Source organism: Lonsdalea britannica, from assembly GCF_003515985.1.
GTDB classification, from domain to species: Bacteria; Pseudomonadota; Gammaproteobacteria; order Enterobacterales; family Enterobacteriaceae; genus Lonsdalea; species Lonsdalea britannica.
This window is the reverse complement of record NZ_CP023009.1, coordinates 2,651,242-2,667,682: the sequence shown is the minus strand read 5'-3', so window position 1 is coordinate 2,667,682 and position 16,441 is coordinate 2,651,242. Positions and strand designations below refer to the sequence as shown.

Annotated in this window: 14 protein-coding genes, 1 tRNA gene and 6 other RNA genes; 14 read left to right on the top strand and 7 right to left on the bottom strand. The window is 51.7% G+C overall.

The features are described 5' to 3' along the window. Nucleotides 1-298: 298 nt before the first annotated feature. The gene (locus CKQ53_RS12220) at nt 299-1,219 is read left to right on the top strand and encodes a Kdo(2)-lipid IV(A) acyltransferase (protein ID WP_085650894.1); all 921 of its coding nucleotides are present in this window, start codon (nt 299-301) and stop codon (nt 1,217-1,219) included. 176 nt (nt 1,220-1,395) lie between these two features. Here the strand turns inward: CKQ53_RS12220 and mdoH are convergent, their stop codons facing one another. Further along, nucleotides 1,396-3,951, bottom strand: a complete 2,556-nt coding sequence (gene mdoH / locus CKQ53_RS12215) for a glucans biosynthesis glucosyltransferase MdoH (protein ID WP_094117964.1) — start codon at nt 3,949-3,951, stop codon at nt 1,396-1,398. After that, nucleotides 3,944-5,512, bottom strand: coding sequence for a glucan biosynthesis protein G (locus CKQ53_RS12210; protein WP_085650896.1), 1,569 nt, complete (start codon nt 5,510-5,512; stop codon nt 3,944-3,946). Before CKQ53_RS12210 ends, mdoH begins: the two co-directional genes overlap by 8 nt. Nucleotides 5,513-6,038: 526 nt before the next feature. Between CKQ53_RS12210 and CKQ53_RS19035 the strand changes: the two genes are divergently transcribed. Both CKQ53_RS19035 and CKQ53_RS12200 read left to right on the top strand, forming a co-directional pair. Next, on the top strand, nt 6,039-6,473 hold the full coding sequence (locus CKQ53_RS19035; RefSeq protein ID WP_085650897.1) for a DUF2946 domain-containing protein: 435 nt from the start codon (nt 6,039-6,041) through the stop codon (nt 6,471-6,473). Between the two features lie 46 nt (nt 6,474-6,519). Next, nucleotides 6,520-7,965, top strand: a complete 1,446-nt coding sequence (locus tag CKQ53_RS12200) for a PepSY-associated TM helix domain-containing protein (protein WP_094117963.1) — start codon at nt 6,520-6,522, stop codon at nt 7,963-7,965. A 92-nt stretch (nt 7,966-8,057) separates the two neighbouring features. Here the strand turns inward: CKQ53_RS12200 and CKQ53_RS12195 are convergent, their stop codons facing one another. Together CKQ53_RS12195 and CKQ53_RS12190 are read right to left on the bottom strand one after the other, a co-directional pair. Beyond that, nucleotides 8,058-8,342, bottom strand: a complete 285-nt coding sequence (locus CKQ53_RS12195; protein WP_085650899.1) for a hypothetical protein — start codon at nt 8,340-8,342, stop codon at nt 8,058-8,060. A 206-nt stretch (nt 8,343-8,548) separates the two neighbouring features. Then, nucleotides 8,549-8,824, bottom strand: coding sequence for a hypothetical protein (locus tag CKQ53_RS12190; protein ID WP_094117962.1), 276 nt, complete (start codon nt 8,822-8,824; stop codon nt 8,549-8,551). Nucleotides 8,825-9,238: 414 nt separating this feature from the next. On the opposite strand from CKQ53_RS12190, the gene CKQ53_RS12185 reads away from it, so the two are divergent. Further along, on the top strand, nt 9,239-9,424 hold the full coding sequence (locus CKQ53_RS12185; protein ID WP_176223464.1) for a GhoT/OrtT family toxin: 186 nt from the start codon (nt 9,239-9,241) through the stop codon (nt 9,422-9,424). Nucleotides 9,425-9,526: 102 nt separating this feature from the next. Further along, the gene (locus CKQ53_RS12180) at nt 9,527-10,018 is read left to right on the top strand and encodes a 2-thiouracil desulfurase family protein (protein WP_094117961.1); all 492 of its coding nucleotides are present in this window, start codon (nt 9,527-9,529) and stop codon (nt 10,016-10,018) included. A gap of 12 nt (nt 10,019-10,030) precedes the next feature. On the opposite strand, the gene matP is transcribed toward CKQ53_RS12180, so the two are convergent. Continuing rightward, nucleotides 10,031-10,492, bottom strand: a complete 462-nt coding sequence (gene matP / locus CKQ53_RS12175) for a macrodomain Ter protein MatP (protein WP_094118036.1) — start codon at nt 10,490-10,492, stop codon at nt 10,031-10,033. 209 nt (nt 10,493-10,701) lie between these two features. Here matP and CKQ53_RS12170 point away from each other — a divergent pair, with 209 nt between their 5' ends. From CKQ53_RS12170 to CKQ53_RS12130, 9 genes are all read left to right on the top strand, one after another. Continuing rightward, complete coding sequence (locus tag CKQ53_RS12170) at nt 10,702-12,429, top strand: AAA family ATPase (protein WP_094117960.1); 1,728 nt, start codon at nt 10,702-10,704, stop codon at nt 12,427-12,429. A gap of 90 nt (nt 12,430-12,519) precedes the next feature. Further along, nucleotides 12,520-13,038, top strand: a complete 519-nt coding sequence (gene fabA, locus CKQ53_RS12165) for a bifunctional 3-hydroxydecanoyl-ACP dehydratase/trans-2-decenoyl-ACP isomerase (RefSeq protein WP_085650903.1) — start codon at nt 12,520-12,522, stop codon at nt 13,036-13,038. A gap of 314 nt (nt 13,039-13,352) precedes the next feature. Beyond that, nucleotides 13,353-13,442, top strand: a tRNA-Ser gene (locus CKQ53_RS12160). Nucleotides 13,443-13,488: 46 nt separating this feature from the next. Beyond that, nucleotides 13,489-13,619: non-coding RNA, RtT sRNA (locus CKQ53_RS12155), on the top strand. 46 nt (nt 13,620-13,665) lie between these two features. After that, a non-coding RNA gene (locus CKQ53_RS12150) (RtT sRNA) lies at nt 13,666-13,796 on the top strand. A 46-nt stretch (nt 13,797-13,842) separates the two neighbouring features. Then, nucleotides 13,843-13,973, top strand: a non-coding RNA gene (locus CKQ53_RS12145) — RtT sRNA. 46 nt (nt 13,974-14,019) lie between these two features. After that, a non-coding RNA gene (locus tag CKQ53_RS12140) (RtT sRNA) lies at nt 14,020-14,150 on the top strand. A 46-nt stretch (nt 14,151-14,196) separates the two neighbouring features. Continuing rightward, a non-coding RNA gene (locus tag CKQ53_RS12135) (RtT sRNA) lies at nt 14,197-14,327 on the top strand. A gap of 46 nt (nt 14,328-14,373) precedes the next feature. Beyond that, nucleotides 14,374-14,504: non-coding RNA, RtT sRNA (locus tag CKQ53_RS12130), on the top strand. A gap of 70 nt (nt 14,505-14,574) precedes the next feature. On the opposite strand, the gene phoH is transcribed toward CKQ53_RS12130, so the two are convergent. Then, nucleotides 14,575-15,363: a phosphate starvation-inducible protein PhoH gene (phoH, locus tag CKQ53_RS12125; RefSeq protein ID WP_094118284.1), complete on the bottom strand. Its 789-nt coding sequence runs from the start codon at nt 15,361-15,363 to the stop codon at nt 14,575-14,577. Between the two features lie 497 nt (nt 15,364-15,860). Next, nucleotides 15,861-16,397, bottom strand: a complete 537-nt coding sequence (fliZ, locus tag CKQ53_RS12120; RefSeq protein WP_094118285.1) for a flagella biosynthesis regulatory protein FliZ — start codon at nt 16,395-16,397, stop codon at nt 15,861-15,863. Nucleotides 16,398-16,441 lie beyond the last annotated feature (44 nt).

Below are 16,441 nucleotides of genomic sequence, written 5' to 3'. Positions count from 1 at the left end.
CAGATAACCCCCTTATAAATATCAATGTGAGCTACACAAGGAGAATTGATGACTAGTTTCATCGTGACGGTTTCGTCATAATACTGGCCTCTTGTGACTGGCTGACCGTACTACCAAAGGTCAAAAACCATCGCAAACCGATGCTATGATAGGCGTCTGACTAAATCCGTATAAAAATCAGCTTGTAGCACATTTCAAATGCGCCATTAAATGCCATATTCAACTACTCTTCGGAGTGGTGTTCTGAAAATTCCATTAACACAAGGCGTGAGTTACCGCCGTTTTCGATATTAAGGCCATGACGACAATCCCCTCTTTCAACCGTTCGCTGTTGCATCCGCGCTATTGGCTTACCTGGCTGGGCATAGGCATCCTTTATCTGGTCGTCCTGCTTCCTTATCCGATCATTTACCGCCTAGGGACACATCTTGGCCGGCTATCGATGCCTATTTTGAAGCACCGAGTCCAGATAGCTCGGCGCAACCTGGAGCTGTGTTTTCCCGACATGTCCGCCGAAAAACGGGAAGCGCTGGTACGTAGCAACTTCGAATCAGTCGGCATGGGCGTCATGGAAACGGGTATGGCGTGGTTCTGGCCAGACTGGCGTATCGCGCGTTGGTTCAAGGTCTCCGGCCTGGAGAATATGCAACCCCTGCGCGAGCAGAATCGTGGAATATTGCTGATCGGGATTCATTTTCTGACGTTAGAACTCGGCGCTCGCATTTTTGGCATGCAGAACGAAGGGATTGGCGTATATCGTCCGAATGATAATAAGCTGATTGACTGGTTGCAGACTTGGGGTCGCATGCGTTCTAACAAGTCCATGCTGGACCGCAAGGATTTAAAAGGCATGATCCGCTCTCTCAAACAGGGAGAGATATTATGGTATGCCCCTGACCACGACTATGGTCCGCGCAGCAGTGTGTTCGTCCCGCTGTTTGCCGTCGATAAAGCCGCGACGACTGCTGGCAGTTATATGCTGGCCCGGAGCGCAAAACCGGCGGTCGTTCCATTTGTCCCCCGCAGGCTGCCTAACGGCAAAGGTTATGAGCTCATCATTCAGCCCGCCGAACTGGATATACCAGTAGAGGATGAAATCGCTACGGCCACCTGGATGAACCACATCATTGAGCAAAATATCATGCTGGCCAGCGATCAATACATGTGGTTGCACCGCCGATTTAAGACACGCCCGCAGGGTGAACCCTCTTTGTATTAGTCGTGTTTCTTACTGCCGTGGATGGAGGACCATCCGCAGCAGATAAACGAATAGCAGCGTAACTCCGAATCGTTGCTTACCCTGCCCAACGTGACAAAACCGTAAGTAAAAAAACGCCCGATGAAATTCATCGGGCGTTTTAGCTATGTCGGTATTAATGGCTTAACCGAGTTACATTACGACTTCACCGGCGGAACGGCTAGGGTCTGATAGTACTCAGCCCAGTCAGTGTAACGTTCAGGCTCCTGCCAGACATGGTAATGCAAGCGAGAGATCGTCACCGGATCGCTGAGCAGCGCCAGTCGTTGGTTATTTTCAACCTCTTGTGGTTTCAGGCTCAAGGCCTCCGCCACACGCTGTTCGCGCACCGTTTCGATAGGCTGGCTGAAGCGATGTCTCGCCGTGGCCATCCCGCTGGCTAATGCGTTGATCGTCGGGTCAAAGACCGCATGCATAAATCCGTTGTTCAGCTTGCGTTCACGATTAAGACGGAAGTACTCATCCGTCGCCACCAGTTCACGCGGCGGATTGAACTCTTCCGGAATCAGCAGCAGCTTCGCACGTTTGCAGGCCAGACCCAGATTGGCGCGGCTGGAGTACACCGACACCCAAGGCGACAGAATCAACGAGAAGACGATCGGGGCCAGCCACCATAAGAAGCGAAGATCCAGCCAGGCCATTCCCAGCGCCCAGACCAGCCCCAGCACCAACTGCGAACCGTGGCGGGTGAATGCTTCGCCCCACGAAGTTGCATCATCATCACGCTGTGGAGAATTCCACTGTACCGACCAGCCGAGGAAAGCACTGACGACGAAGACCGTGTGAAACAGCATTCTGACCGGCGCCAACAAGACGGAGAACAGCATTTCCAACAACAGTGAAATGAACACCCGGATGACGCCGCCGTATGGCTTCGCCCCTTTGGCGCAGGCCAAAATCACGCTCAGCAATTTCGGCAAGAACAACAGAACCAGCGTGGTGGAGAATAGCGCGATGGCAAGCTCAGGTCGCCACTGCGGCCATACCGGAAACAATTGTCGCGGCTGCAGGAAGTACTGGGGTTCCATTAAGGTATGCACAACCTGCAACGCGGTCGATAAGGCCAAGAACATAAACCATAGCGGCGCGGAGAGGTATGACATCACCCCGGTCAGGAACACTGCGCGATGCACGGGATGCATGCCTTTGACCAGGAACAACCGGAAGTTCATCAAGTTGCCGTGACACCAGCGGCGGTCACGTTTCAATTCATCCAACAGGTTCGGCGGCAGCTCTTCATAGCTACCGGGCAGATCGTAAGCAATCCACACTCCCCAACCGGCTCTGCGCATTAGAGCGGCTTCCACAAAGTCATGAGACAGGATCGACCCGGCGAAAGAACCTTCTCCCGGCAGCGGCGCAAGCGCACAATGCTCAATAAAGGGTTTAACGCGGATAATCGCGTTATGGCCCCAGTAATGCGATTCGCCCAACTGCCAGAAGTGTAGCCCCGCCGTAAACAGCGGTCCGTAGACGCGTGTCGCAAACTGCTGGCAGCGCGCGTACAGCGTGTCCATACCCGATGCCCGCGGCGATGACTGGATAATCCCGGCATTCGGATTCGCTTCCATCAGCCTGACCAGATTGGTCAAACAATCTCCGCTCATCACGCTGTCGGCGTCCAGTACCACCATGTAGCTATACTGACTTCCCCAACGGCGGCAGAAATCATCGATGTTGCCGCTTTTCCGTTTCACACGACGGCGACGACGGCGATAGAAGATATGACCTTCGCCTCCGACATCGCGGCACAAATCCATCCAAGCTTTCTGCTCTGCGATGCAGATATCGGGATCGTTGCTATCACTCAACACATACATGTCGAAATGCGCTAACTGGCCGGTCGCTTCCACCGACTCGTAAGTCGCCCGTAAACCGGCGAATACCCGCTCTACGTCTTCATTACAAATCGGCATGATCAACGCAGTACGATGTTCCGGATTGAGGGGCTCGTTGCCGACCGTGCTGGATGAAATACTGTATTTATCCTTGCCTATCAGTAACTGCAGGAACCCCATGAGCGCAGTCCAAAAGCCCGCGGAGACCCAGCAGAACAGGATGGCGAATAAAATCAGGATACCGCTTTGCAATACGTAAGGCAGCAGCTGCATAACGGTGCGCAGCCAGTCCTGGTGCGCCATCTCGAAGGGATCGATCAGCGCCCATCCCTGATACGGCAGGATGGTTTTCATGTACCAGGTCGCGATTGTCGTTTGAAACAGCGTCAGAATCAGAAGGATGTAGCGACGGATCGTACCCACCGTACGCCACCGGCTCTCTTCTTTGTTTTCCTGCACCGTTACACGGCGGTGACGAGGTGCGGTCGACTGCCCCAAAATACCATGCCACCAGCGTACAAGCGGGTTGGTTTGCCAAGCGTCAGGAAACATCACGGCACGTTTGATCTTCGGCATCGCCTGAATCGCAGTGCGCCCTTCCCGATCTTTGGTCAGTAGTTTTTCCTGAGACGGATTGTCTCCCCATCCCATCTCCAAGCGACGCTTCACGGAGATTAAGGGCAAATCATCTTCGGCCCGAAGATTCACCGAATCGCCATCAGCTAAAGCCTGATGCACTTCAGATGGATTTGGGGGAGTCGTTGAATGCGGGAGGGATTCACGCAACGTCTCTGCCTGCTCGGCAGGCAGAGACAATTTCTCGACATAGTCGAGAGAGGAAGTTGACTTATTCATTGGCAGGCAACTGATAGCTCCATGTTTCAGTCAAAGTAGTCTCGCCATTCACCAACGCTGCACGCATTTCTGTTGGCTTTTTACTGTCCTTCACGCGCAGACGGAGCGTCAAACGCCAGCCTTTGGTTACAGGGTTGTAACGTACGCTGTTTTCGACGATTTCACCGTTATCACCGATGCTCACCTGAGGCGCTACCGGCGTCGCGGGATCCATGTCTTTCATCTGCGTACCGACGAAATCCACCAGGAAAGCAATTGTTCCATCCGGCTGACGGATCAGGTTCGACTGCTTCACGTCCCCCGTAGAACGCATGGTCTGCTTAACATAGGCGATTTCAGGAGAATGCAATGCATCTTCATCCGTCGTGAAATGCAGGCGGTATTTCACATCCAGCGGCTTCCCTTTTTCCGGCAACGTATCCGGCGTCCAGAAAGAAACGATGTTGTCGTTGGTTTCATCCGCCGTTGGGATTTCTACCAGCTCCACCTTGCCTTTGCCCCAGTCGCCCTTAGGCTCAACCCACCCACTCGGACGCTGGTCGTAACGATCGTCCAGGTCTTCATAGCTGGTGAAATCGCGACCGCGCTGCAACAGACCAAAACCTTTAGGGTTCTCGACAGTATAGGTGCTGACGGACAAATGTTTCGGATTGTTCAGCGGACGCCATATCCATTCGCCATTACCGGCATGAATAGAAAGGCCATTTGAATCATGCAGGTTCGGACGGTAGTTCAGTGTCGGCGACGGCTGATTAGGTCCGAACAGGAACATACTGGTCAGCGGCGCGATGCCCAGCTTGCCGACGTTATCACGCAGGTAAACCTTGGCCTGAACGTCTACGACGCTATCGCGGCCTGGATATACGGTGAAGCGGTATGCGCCCGTCGAACGCGGCGAATCCAGCAGTGCGTAAATGACCAGATGCTTATCATTAGGTTTTGGACGCTCGATCCAGAATTCGCGGAAACGCGGGAATTCTTCACCGGACGGCAACGCCGTGTCGATAGCCAGTCCACGCGACGACAGACCGTAGATCTGACCTTTGCCGATAACGCGGAAATAGCTCGCGCCCAGCATGCTGACGATCTCGTCGTTTTTATCCGCCTGATTGATAGGATACAGAATTTTAAAACCAGCGAACCCGAGGTTTTTCACCGCGTCAGGGTCGTGGTTGACTGAACCGAAGTTAAAGTAGTCAGGCGAATATTTAATTTCTTTTACCGAGGTAGCGGTAACTTCATTGATTTTGACAGGGATATCGAAGTACATCCCCTGATGATAGAACTGCAGCTTGAACGGGGTGGGCGTTGCGTTCCAGTATGATTTATCCTGATTGAAACGAATCTGCTGATAGTCGGCGAACTTCATGTCGCGGAATTGATCGGGCAGATTACTTTTCGGTGCTTCAAACCCCTTTGCTGCCAGTTTTTCCGCCTGTTGCGCGACATCGTCAATAGAAAATGCCCATGTAGGCAAAGACGTCAAAGACAGCATTACAGCGGCTGAGAGCAAGCGAAGATTGTTGACTCGCTGTTTAACCTTAAATTTATTAACCAGCACATCTCCCCCTGTATGTGTGCTTCAATCAACTAAAATCCATATTAATGGATAAGTTAGCTATCCGACAACTTCATAAAGATTTGGTTCATTATGATAGGTCAGCGTTTAAACAACGGCTATCTCTATTCGTCATTTAATTCCGATTTAAACGGGCATCGGTGATTCGCGTTTCCCTTTTTCAGACTTTGGGACAACGATTCTCACAGACCGCAGCCTTCTCATTCCTTAAAGCGCTAAATGCGCATCATTCATTATCAAGCCGTCATTCCATGACAGGGCACTACCATAACGGAAATTGTAGGGATTTCGCCTAGGAATAGTCCGTTAGGCGTAAAAGCAGGGATTCTCCTCTTAGATTTGGTCTTGAGCAAGCGCAATCACCGCGCTCAGAAGCGAAGTTTCTTTATTTGGAAACGCGTGCGTCATTAGGCCACTATGACGCCTAAGAAAATACATTTTTGTAACGTTTATCCCTCTAAATACGCTACAGTCACGCCATCGAAATATGCTCTATGCTTAAGCGCACATGTCACTGTTTGAGTTAAGGCGAAAACGCGGTCCCTACTGGCTGAGTATTCTTGCCGTCATCATGATTTTTATCTCGCCAGCGGTTTCTCAACTGCTGGCTCGGAGTCACGACGTCCAGACGCAAACAAGACATCATCACCCGCATTCCACCGCATCGTCGTCCACACACGGGCACCTCTCTTCGCATTCTCGCGATTGCCACAACGCGGCGCAGACGCGCAGCGCATGCGGTTATTGCGTCCTGTTTTTGCATCTTCCCGCGTTGCAACCTTGCGGCGGCGATCTGATACCGCGCATTTACTGGCGTGCCTTACATTTATTGAAAAGCGACTTACCGCAGCGCATTGCTGATTCGCACCACTTCTCCCCGTTGGCACGCGCGCCACCGCTTTTTTTCGCGTTCAATTCTCTGCTTACGCATCCGCAGGTTTGAAACATCGAGCCTGCGCGCCCTATTTCATTATCTTTGCGGAAACGTTATGTCTGCTCCCAAAACCGGGGAAAAACGCCCCAACGTCGAACAGCTTCCTATCCCAACCTCTTCCGGGCTAAGGACGTTCTTCTTACGAATACACTTTTATATTGGTCTGTTCGTCGGCCCATTTATTTTTATCGCCGCACTCACCGGCACCCTGTATGTATTAACGCCTCAGATTGAAAATCGGCTTTATGCGCACGTGCTCTACACCGATAGAGAAGGAACGCCACAACCGCTGTCATCTCAAGTTGCGGCGGCATTGAGCGTGCTGGGTAACGACAAAAATACGACATTATCTGCAGTCAGACCCGCGCCATCCCCGGGCGAGACAACCCGCGTCATGTTTTCGTCTCCTGATTTAGGGCCTTCTGAAAGTCGATCCGTCTTTATCGATCCGGTGTCATTGGCGGTCAACGGCGATCTAACCGTTTACGGCACCAGCGGAATTTTGCCGTTCCGTCTCTGGCTGGATAACCTGCATCGCAGTCTATTGCTGGGGAGCTTCGGCAGAAATTACAGCGAACTGGCCGCCTCATGGCTGTGGATTGCGGCGTTAGGCGGCGCTTACCTGTGGTGGTCGGGTCGTCAGTCGCCCATCAATGCGGAAAAGGCCAATGCCTTACGTAGCGCCCGTCGCCGATTGCGTCGACGCCATACGGTGACCGGGCTGGCGTTACTGGCAGGCCTACTCTTTTTCTCTGCGACAGGACTGACCTGGGCGCGTTGGGCTGGAGATCACGTATCGCAGTTGCGGTACGCCCTCGGCTGGCAAACGCCGGCAGTCTCCACGCAACTTTCTGGAAACACCGAACCCTCTCCGCAGAACGAGCATGCCCACCATATGATGATGGACATGTCAGATAGGACACCTATCGATCCTGCCCGCTTTGATCGGGTGTTAGCATCCGCACGCGCTGCAGGCATTAAGGCCAGCAAAATAGAGATTCGCCCAACGTCAAAACCGCATCGCGCCTGGACAGTCACCGAAATGGAAAGAACCTGGCCTACCCGAGCAGATGCCGTAGCGGTCGACCCCGATTCGGGTCAGGTTGTCAGCAAGGTCGCCTTCAGCGACTTCCCGTTAGCGGCTAAATTGACCCGATGGGGCGTTGATATACATATGGGCGTGTTGTTTGGATGGCCTAATCAGCTATTACTCGCCGTTTTTGGCATGGGACTGTGCACAATGATTGTTTGGGGATATCGCTTGTGGTGGCTACGGCGTCCACGCGCCTCGGTTTCCAAAAATCCCCTGCAAACAGTGACCGCAGCCTTTTTAACTTTACCGCTGGCATTGCGGATTCCGGTGGTCATTATCACTTTGGGCATCGGCATCTTTCTACCAGTGATGGGGATCAGCGCTGTGATGTTGATTTTGTTAGATATCTCTTGTTGGCTGCGATACCGCGCTTCTTTACCGGCACGAGTCAAACACCGAGCGGGATAAAAACCAATCCAGGGCGGGGTAACGGATTATCCTGAAGGCTCCTAAGCGAGAGTTTACACAGAAGCAGCTTAATGGCTTGCTTCTGTGGTCCATTACACGGCTCTCAACGTCTTTCCTTCGGCCAGGACAGATGCATTTTTCCAATGCGCCTCACATTCCCTACGCGCATTGGGAATGTAGGAAGAGCGTAAAGGCAAACAGGTTTCTTCAATGTTCCATGCCATGACCATATGGTGCTCCATCCGCAATGGCTTTAGTGCGTAAATCATTGCAAAAAAACCGCCACGGGAATCAGCTTTGTAGATTTCATATCGATGGCTTACTGCGTCAATGTCATCACCAAACAGCAATGTTTCCTTTAAGGTACCGATAGGCATACGCCCTCCCTGTTAAAAATAAGACCTTTCATTGTGTGTCTATCGGCAGCGCCAGCGAGAATTTTAAATTGTGTGGGCACCACTTTCGATAACTCACACAAGATGAGGGGCAAAACGCAGTGATTAATCGTGGATGATCGGGAAATAAAAGGAATGGGAAAGTGAATATATGCCTCCCTTGTCACTGGCAGGCATAAAGGTCGGTTTTATTTCTTTTTGACAGAACCTTTGGTTTTTTCCTTGATTAACTGCCGCAGCTTTTTAAGTTCTTTAGCCGATAGCGGCTGTTCTAACAATTCTTCGGTATGTTGATTATCAATGGCGTCTGCTTGCTGGGTGTCTGACAGCGCTGGCTCAAAGCTTCTCTGCAAACGAGCGCTGACTTCCGCACTGATTGAAACCCCGTTCGCGGAGGCCGCAGCTTTAATTCTTTCTTTGAGCTCATGAGTGATTTTTAACGACAGGCTTGATATCTCGTTCATTTTATTCCCTTTTAAACAGGATAAAAAACCAAACTATTTTAGTTGGCCGACTAAGTCCATATAGTCACCAAAAATTAATATTTATGTCACAATTATTCGACTGGTATCCAGCCCGTCAGCCATGTCTCAATTTTGATTTCACCTACCGGTATAAATCATTTTCCGGCCCCTCACTTCTTTATTTACCCCATGTAATACTGTGAATATTCCCCCTTCATCGCCTCCGGCAGTTGAAGTCACTATCCATAAGTAAATCTTTTTTTTCTAAGGACTCGTCAGAATTCCCCTCGATTTGGCACTATGATTAACCGGCCGGAAAAACGTTTCACGTTTATCCCTTGTGTTAAAGGATTGATCACAAATTGGCAACGCCTTAAACTACGCGCCGCCTGCGACTATAAGGAAGAGAACAAAGTGGCTCACCATCATCTGTGGGAAATGATTAAAACTGTTTATTTCATTGGTTTTGTTCTATCGCTGGTCTTCACTTTCTTCGTCAGCAAGGACCGCTCGATGTTGATACGCCTACTCTGCGCGGTTTTAATCGGCCTGACCTGGCCGCTGAGTTTTCCCGTTGTCGTGATGTTCTCTTTCTTTTAATTATTTCCCTTTGCCCTATCCGCGTGTTTATTATTCCCGCTCTGTTGATGTCACTCGCCTCTAATGGCGGTCTTGAACTCTCGAAAGTCGAAGATCCCACTGATGAATAAGATTTTGATAAGCGCCTGTTTGGCAGGATTTCCCGTCAGATATAACGGCTCAGATAAAAAGACAGTCCAACAGTATCTTGACCGTTGGCAGCGGGAACAGCGTCTGATTATATTTTGCCCCGAACTGGCGGCGGGGTTTTCCACACCGCGGCCTCCGGCGGAAATTATCCCCACTCAACGCCGACGCGCGGTCATTGCGTCAGGGGCGCGGGTAGTCGAAGAAACCGGGGACGACGTCACTGAACAGTATCTTTTGGGCGCCTGGCTGGCGCTGGAAATGGCGCAGCAGCATAACTGCCGATTCGCACTACTCACCGACGGCAGTCCTTCCTGCGGTAGCCAGACTATCTATAGCGGCCATTTCAACGGAGAAACCGTTGCGGGCAGTGGCGTCACCGCCGAACTGCTGAGATCGAAGGGAGTGGAGGTATTTTCGGACCGGGAAATCCTCAGCTTGATTGAACGGATCAACCAGGTCGGCTGAAAACGCAACATGTTAGCGGCCTGACTTACTGTTAAGCATGGCCTGTAGATCCTGTTTTAGCGTCGACATTTGGGAGGCATATTTCTCTTTGTGTTCAGCATCTTCAATCAACTGGACAATGGTCTCCGACAGCGTACAGCCACGACGGTGAGCCAATCCCGCCAAACGCTGCCATACCAGATACTCGAGATCGATGGATTTCTTGCGGGTATGCTGATGTTCAGCATTGAAGTGCCGTTTACGGCGCGCGCGGATGGTCTGCTTCATCCGGTTATCCAGCGCGGGATTGAGATACAAATCAATCCACTGGAGCACTTTCGAGGGCTGATCTTCCATTCTGAGCAGCGCATTGACCGCTTCATCGGCCGCACTTTGCTCTATAAAGCGCGTAATGGACTCGCCTTCACGGTGCTTTTTGACCAGATATTTCCACTTCCAGCCGCACTCAAGATTTTCTAATTGCTGGTATTTCATAATAAAGTCTTCAGTGACCGTGTAACGTGCCCGACATATCTCCATTGTGGCCTGAGTTTCCTGTTTCAGGCAAACTTTTTACTGGCCATTTTTCAGCCAGAACGGCTATTCCGCCTTTGTTGTCTGCCAGCAACACGCAGGCTCTCATGTGCATCAGGCATTATTTTTGTATAATCCCGCTTTCCCTTTAGACGAGTGCTGTAGATACTTTGACCAACAACCGACTCGAATGGCAACAACTGTTGCCTGATCTCACCCCGTATCAGACATTGTTCTCTCAAGCCGCGCAGCTGACGCCCGCTGAGTTTTCAGCGATCCAGCCCCGTTTGGCGAATGCGCTGACACTCTTTTGCCAGTCTCGCTCCCCCTCTCGCTTCATGCTGTTGAAAGCGCAGGAGAGTGATGATTATCTGCGGCTGATCGCCCGAGCTGTTAACGCTACTGCGTCAATGGAAAAAGCGTTTTCCGGCAGCCTGTATCAGATCTCCGGTCGCCGTATCAGCGTCCAGCCGGCCCTGCATCAGGATGACAATTTTGCGGCCAAAATACGGTGTGGGTATCAGGAATGGATTGAGCCGGAGCAGCTGTTTGGTTGCGTCCGCCTGTTCCAGGACGATATTCAGCTACAGCCCGGACTGATTCATCAGGCCAACGGCGGCGTATTGATTCTTTCTGCACGCACGCTGCTGGCGCAGCCGCTGATGTGGCTTCGGTTGAAGCAGACGATAGTCTCAGGGCAGTACTCGTGGCTCTCGCCAGATGAACGCCGCCCGCTGCCGGTGGAAGTTCCTCCAATGCCTATGGATCTGCGACTGATCATCGTGGGCGATCGTGAAAGTCTGGCCGACCTGCACGATATGGAGCCCGAGCTGAGCGGAGACGCCATTTATGGCGAGTTTGAATCTCAACTCTCTCTGATCGCGCCTGAGGATATGGTGCACTGGTGTGCATACATAAATGCTCTGTGTCAGGAAAATCAACTTCCTCTGCTGGCGGAGGACGGATGGAACGCACTGGTCACCCACGCGGTGCGTCACAGCGACGATCAGGGCTGTCTGCCCCTGTGTCCCAAATGGCTGACTCATCAGTTGAAGCATGCCTCGCTCTACGCACAGCAAGAAACGCTCACTGCGCAGGCGATCAACGATGCCGAAACCACCCGCCGCTGGCGCGATAGTTACCTGTATGAACGGTTACAGGACGATATCGAGCTCGGTCAGATTCTGATTGAAACCGACGGCGCCGTCATCGGTCAGGTCAATGGACTTTCCGTGCTGGAATACCCAGGTTATCCGATGATGATTGGCGAACCGACGCGAATCAGCTGCGTAGTACATCCGGGCGATGGCGAACTGACCGATGTCGAGCGTAAAGCCGAACTCGGGGGTAACCTGCATGCCAAAGGCATGATGATTATGCAGGCTTTTCTGATTTCTGAACTACAGTTGGAACAGCAGTTGCCCTTCTCTGCCTCTATCGTTTTTGAGCAATCTTACAGTGAGGTAGACGGGGATAGCGCTTCCCTTGCGGAGCTTTGCGCCCTGATCAGCGCGCTGGCCCTACAGCCTATCAATCAGCAATTTGCCGTCACCGGTTCGGTGGATCAGTTTGGACACGTTCAACCCATCGGCGGCGTTAACGAAAAGATTGAAGGCTTCTTCGATGTTTGTCAGCGCCGTGGTCTGAACGGTCAGCAAGGCGTCATCATCCCCGCAACCAATCAGCGCCATCTCTGTTTACAGCCTGGCGTGGTTGAGGCTGTGAAAAATGCGCAGTTCCATATCTATCCGGTATCCTCTGTCGCAGAAGCGGTCACCCTGCTGACACAGGTTGCTTACGATGAAGAACATCGCCCCAGCTTGCTGGCTGCGATTCGTGAGCGTATCGCTCTTTTAACACCGCAAGAACGCCGTCGCTTCCCTTGGTTTTTCCGATAGCGAAACTGGTATGTCCAGCGGTAATAGGCTTGCTCAGCGTACACGTGTACGCTAACCTGCTCGCTTCACAAAAACAGGACTTAAAGAAACATGGTAGATAAACGCGAATCCTATTCGAAAGAAGATCTTTACGCCAGCGGACGCGGTGAACTGTTCGGCCAACAGGGCCCGCGATTGCCCTCTGGCAATATGCTGATGATGGATCGTGTCATCAAGATGACCGAAGATGGCGGCCAGCATGACAAAGGCTATGTTGAAGCCGAGCTGGATATCAATCCCGACCTGTGGTTCTTCGGCTGCCATTTCATCGGCGACCCGGTTATGCCTGGCTGCCTGGGGCTGGATGCCATGTGGCAATTAGTGGGCTTTTACCTCGGCTGGTTAGGCGGAGAAGGTAAAGGTCGCGCGCTGGGCGTCGGTGAAGTCAAACTCGCCGGTCAGATTCTCCCTGAAGCCAAAAAAGTCACCTATCGCATCCATTTCAAGCGTGTTATCAATCGCAAACTGATTATGGGTATCGCGGACGGTGAAGTGCTGGTCGATGGTCGCGTCATCTATACGGCGAGCGATCTGAAAGTCGGCCTGTTCAAAGATACTAGCGCGTTCTAAACCACCGCTTTAAGACGAAAGGCATTCGGGGTCATCCTAGAATGCCTTTTTGATCTCTGTGATTACGGTATCCTATTATCGGCAATCCTCCCCCTGCAAATTTCTCTCGTCTTCAGGCTCGCGTAGCCCACTCAAATCTAGCCTCCCCCCTCTTTTCTTCCATATACCACCGTAGGTCAAACCCGCGCAACAGCGTAAGTCATCAGCCAAACGTACAAGGCTTAACCAGATGTTTCAAAACCACTAAATACTGCTTGACCGTAACAAGGCGACTCCCTATAGTAGCGCCCCGTTGCCGCCGAGCGCGGCAATACGGTGAGGTGTCCGAGAGGCTGAAGGAGCACGCCTGGAAAGTGTGTATACGTGAAAACGTATCGAGGGTTCGAATCCCTCCCTCACCGCCATATTCCATAAGAAAGCCTGAGCGTAAGTTCAGGCTTTTTTGTTTCCAGAGATCCCCCTGAGGGAGGGTGAGAACCCTCGCCAGGGTTCGACAAAGCGGCATCGCCGTTTTGCATGGCCGTTAGGCCACCCGAAGGGCAAGGCGCACCGCGCCGCCGTGAATCCCTCCCTCACCGCCATATTCCATAAGAAAGCCTGAGCGTAAGTTCAGGCTTTTTTGTTTCCAGAGATCCCCCTGAGGGAGGGTGAGAACCTTCGCCAGGGTTCGACAAAACGGCAATGCCGTTTTGCATGGCCGTCAGGCCACCCGAAGGGCAAGGCGCGCAGCGCCGCCGTGAATCCCTCCCTCACCGCCATACTTCATGAGAAAGCCTGAGCGTAAGTTCAGGCTTTTTTGTATCCAGAGATCCCCCTGAGGGAGGGTGAGAACCCTCGCCAGGGTTCGACAAAACGGCAATGCCGTTTTGCATGGCCGTCAGGCCACCCGAAGGGCAAGGCGCACCGCGCCGCAGTGAATCCCTCCCTCACCGCCATATTCCATAAGAAAGCCTGAGCGAAAGTTCAGGCTTTTTTGTATCCAGAGATCCCCTGGAGGGAGGGTGAGAACCCTCGACTGGGTTCGACAAAACGGCATCGCCGTTTTGCATGGCCGTCAGGCCACCCGAAGGGCAAGGCGCACCGCGCCGCAGTGAATCCCTCCCTCACCGCCATATTCCATAAGAAAGCCTGAGCGAAAGTTCAGGCTTTTTTGTATCCAGAGATCCCCTGGAGGGAGGGTGAGAACCCTCGACTGGGTTCGACAAAACGGCATCGCCGTTTTGCATGGCCGTCAGGCCACCCGAAGGGCAAGGCGCACCGCGCCGCAGTGAATCCCTCCCTCACCGCCATATTCCATAAGAAAGCCTGAGCGAAAGTTCAGGCTTTTTTGTATCCAGAGATCCCCTGGAGGGAGGGTGAGAACCCTCGACTGGGTTCGACAAAACGGCATCGCCGTTTTGCATGGCCGTCAGGCCACCCGGAGGGCAAGGCGCGTAGCGCCGCAGTGAATCCCTCCCTCACCGCCGCAGACAAAGAAAAAGCCCCAGACATGGGCCTGGGGCTTTTAACAGTAGCGGTTCGCTTATAGCGTTTAAATCAGGCGTAAGCCAGTAAGGTGCGCTGACACAGTTCTGAACGGACGCAATCATGTTTATTAAACGAGATCACGCCCACCATTTCATCTTCCGTGAATCGTTCCAGCGCGTCGCGCAGACCCGAACTGACACCTGCAGGCAGGTCGCATTGGGTGATATCGCCATTCACAATAACAGTGACGTTTTCCCCTAGGCGCGTCAGGAACATTTTCATCTGGTTCACCGTGACATTCTGTGCCTCATCCAAAATGACGACGGCATTTTCAAACGTTCGTCCACGCATATAGGCAAAGGGAGCAATCTCAACCTTCGCGATTTCAGGACGCAGGCAGTACTGCAGGAAGGAAGCGCCCAGTCGTCGCTGCAAAATGTCGTATACAGGACGGAAATAAGGTGCGAATTTTTCAGAGATATCGCCAGGTAAAAAACCAAGATCTTCATCTGCCTGCAAAACCGGGCGAGTCACGATGATCCGGTCAATTTCTTTGTGAATCAGTGCTTCCGCTGCTTTGGCCGCACTCAAAAATGTCTTACCACAACCGGCTTCTCCGGTGGCAAAAATTAACTGTTTATCGTCTATTGCAGACAAGTATTGTTCCTGGGCTTCTGTCCGGGCTTCTATCATCGATGTATCGCGATTTTCTCGCGCCATTCCGATGGACTCAATGCCCCCCAGCTGAACCAGAGAAGTGACCGAATCTTCTTCACGCTGGCGATGATTGCGGGCTCCACGTCTGATGACGCGTTTCGCTTCACGGCGTGCTTTGATCACTGCTTTTTGTCTTCCCATAGTGCCACCTTACAGTTTGTTTCACATACCGCATGAATCGGCTTCTGCGGCGCTGCATGTACAAATGAGGTTTGGCTTCCTTATTAAGCCGCTCGACAACACAAGAGGGGAAAAGCCGCCTGCAGGCGCGGTGACACCACCGAGCGTCGATGCAGTCGGTTTTCGATAAAAAGGGATAACATTTGATAGGACACGTGAGGTGAATAAAATCGGATGGAGATAACGAGTGAGAACGATGAGGGTAGAATACCCGCCGCAGCAGATGTGCGGTAAACAGCGATGAAGATTTATACTATTTCGTCCCTTTAAGGACTTCACCATTCTCGCCCCTTACTGTGACAACAACTATTCACAAGAATAATAATTGACAGACCAACATCCTTGCTAAAAAAATTACTGCTAAAGGATGTCAGCAATATGACAGTGCAATATTCTTCCCCTTCTGACAAGACTTTTCACACTGTCATATTATAAACGTATAGTTGAAGTCTCCCGGTTTACAACATCAACGCGGTTTCCCGTGAAAAATTTTTCTCCCATTCCAAAAACTGATCGTATTTACGCAGTGCGCTACGATAAGTGTTTTGTTCCAGATCGGGGATATCGCTGCAAATTTGCTGCTGAAGACTCTCATTTTCAACAAGGAGCTCGGAAGGATAATGACGCGTAATAAGTAATTCATCCAATCTACGCAGACGAATCACATATTCTCGCATCGTACTGTATTGCACTTCCGTTTGGTCGATAAGATAGCGGGTAAATGATTTGATATTGAAGTAATGCGCTGGCGGCTTACAGAAGACTTCGCTGCAGAACCGGCAGAGAGGAATTAATTCCGCCTGCATCGATTCCCAGGTCTCGTCATCGATCTTTCTGTCCAGATATTCGAGCGCTTTTTTATTGAGGGGCTTCGATTGGTAAACCAATGAGACACGGTCAAGTGATTTGCCGCAGTTGGCGCAATGACTTTGTTTATGTTTAAAATCTTTTAAATACCGACTAAGAAGCAGTTTCTTCCTGGCTGACTGAGACATGAATCCATTCCATGACAGTAAAAAGGGATAGCGACCGGCCTACG

What these genes read in the sequence shown, in the direction of transcription:
- matP (WP_094118036.1), bottom strand. Translation starts at nt 10,492, where the DNA reads ATGAAATACCAGCAATTAGAAAATCTTGAGTGCGGCTGGAAGTGGAAA.
- fliZ (WP_094118285.1), bottom strand. Translation starts at nt 16,397, where the DNA reads ATGTCTCAGTCAGCCAGGAAGAAACTGCTTCTTAGTCGGTATTTAAAA.
- CKQ53_RS12200 (WP_094117963.1), top strand. Translation starts at nt 6,520, where the DNA reads ATGTCTGCTCCCAAAACCGGGGAAAAACGCCCCAACGTCGAACAGCTT.
- CKQ53_RS12195 (WP_085650899.1), bottom strand. Translation starts at nt 8,342, where the DNA reads ATGCCTATCGGTACCTTAAAGGAAACATTGCTGTTTGGTGATGACATT.
- CKQ53_RS12180 (WP_094117961.1), top strand. Translation starts at nt 9,527, where the DNA reads ATGAATAAGATTTTGATAAGCGCCTGTTTGGCAGGATTTCCCGTCAGA.
- phoH (WP_094118284.1), bottom strand. Translation starts at nt 15,363, where the DNA reads ATGGGAAGACAAAAAGCAGTGATCAAAGCACGCCGTGAAGCGAAACGC.
- CKQ53_RS19035 (WP_085650897.1), top strand. Translation starts at nt 6,039, where the DNA reads ATGTCACTGTTTGAGTTAAGGCGAAAACGCGGTCCCTACTGGCTGAGT.
- fabA (WP_085650903.1), top strand. Translation starts at nt 12,520, where the DNA reads ATGGTAGATAAACGCGAATCCTATTCGAAAGAAGATCTTTACGCCAGC.
- CKQ53_RS12190 (WP_094117962.1), bottom strand. Translation starts at nt 8,824, where the DNA reads ATGAACGAGATATCAAGCCTGTCGTTAAAAATCACTCATGAGCTCAAA.
- CKQ53_RS12220 (WP_085650894.1), top strand. Translation starts at nt 299, where the DNA reads ATGACGACAATCCCCTCTTTCAACCGTTCGCTGTTGCATCCGCGCTAT.
- mdoH (WP_094117964.1), bottom strand. Translation starts at nt 3,951, where the DNA reads ATGAATAAGTCAACTTCCTCTCTCGACTATGTCGAGAAATTGTCTCTG.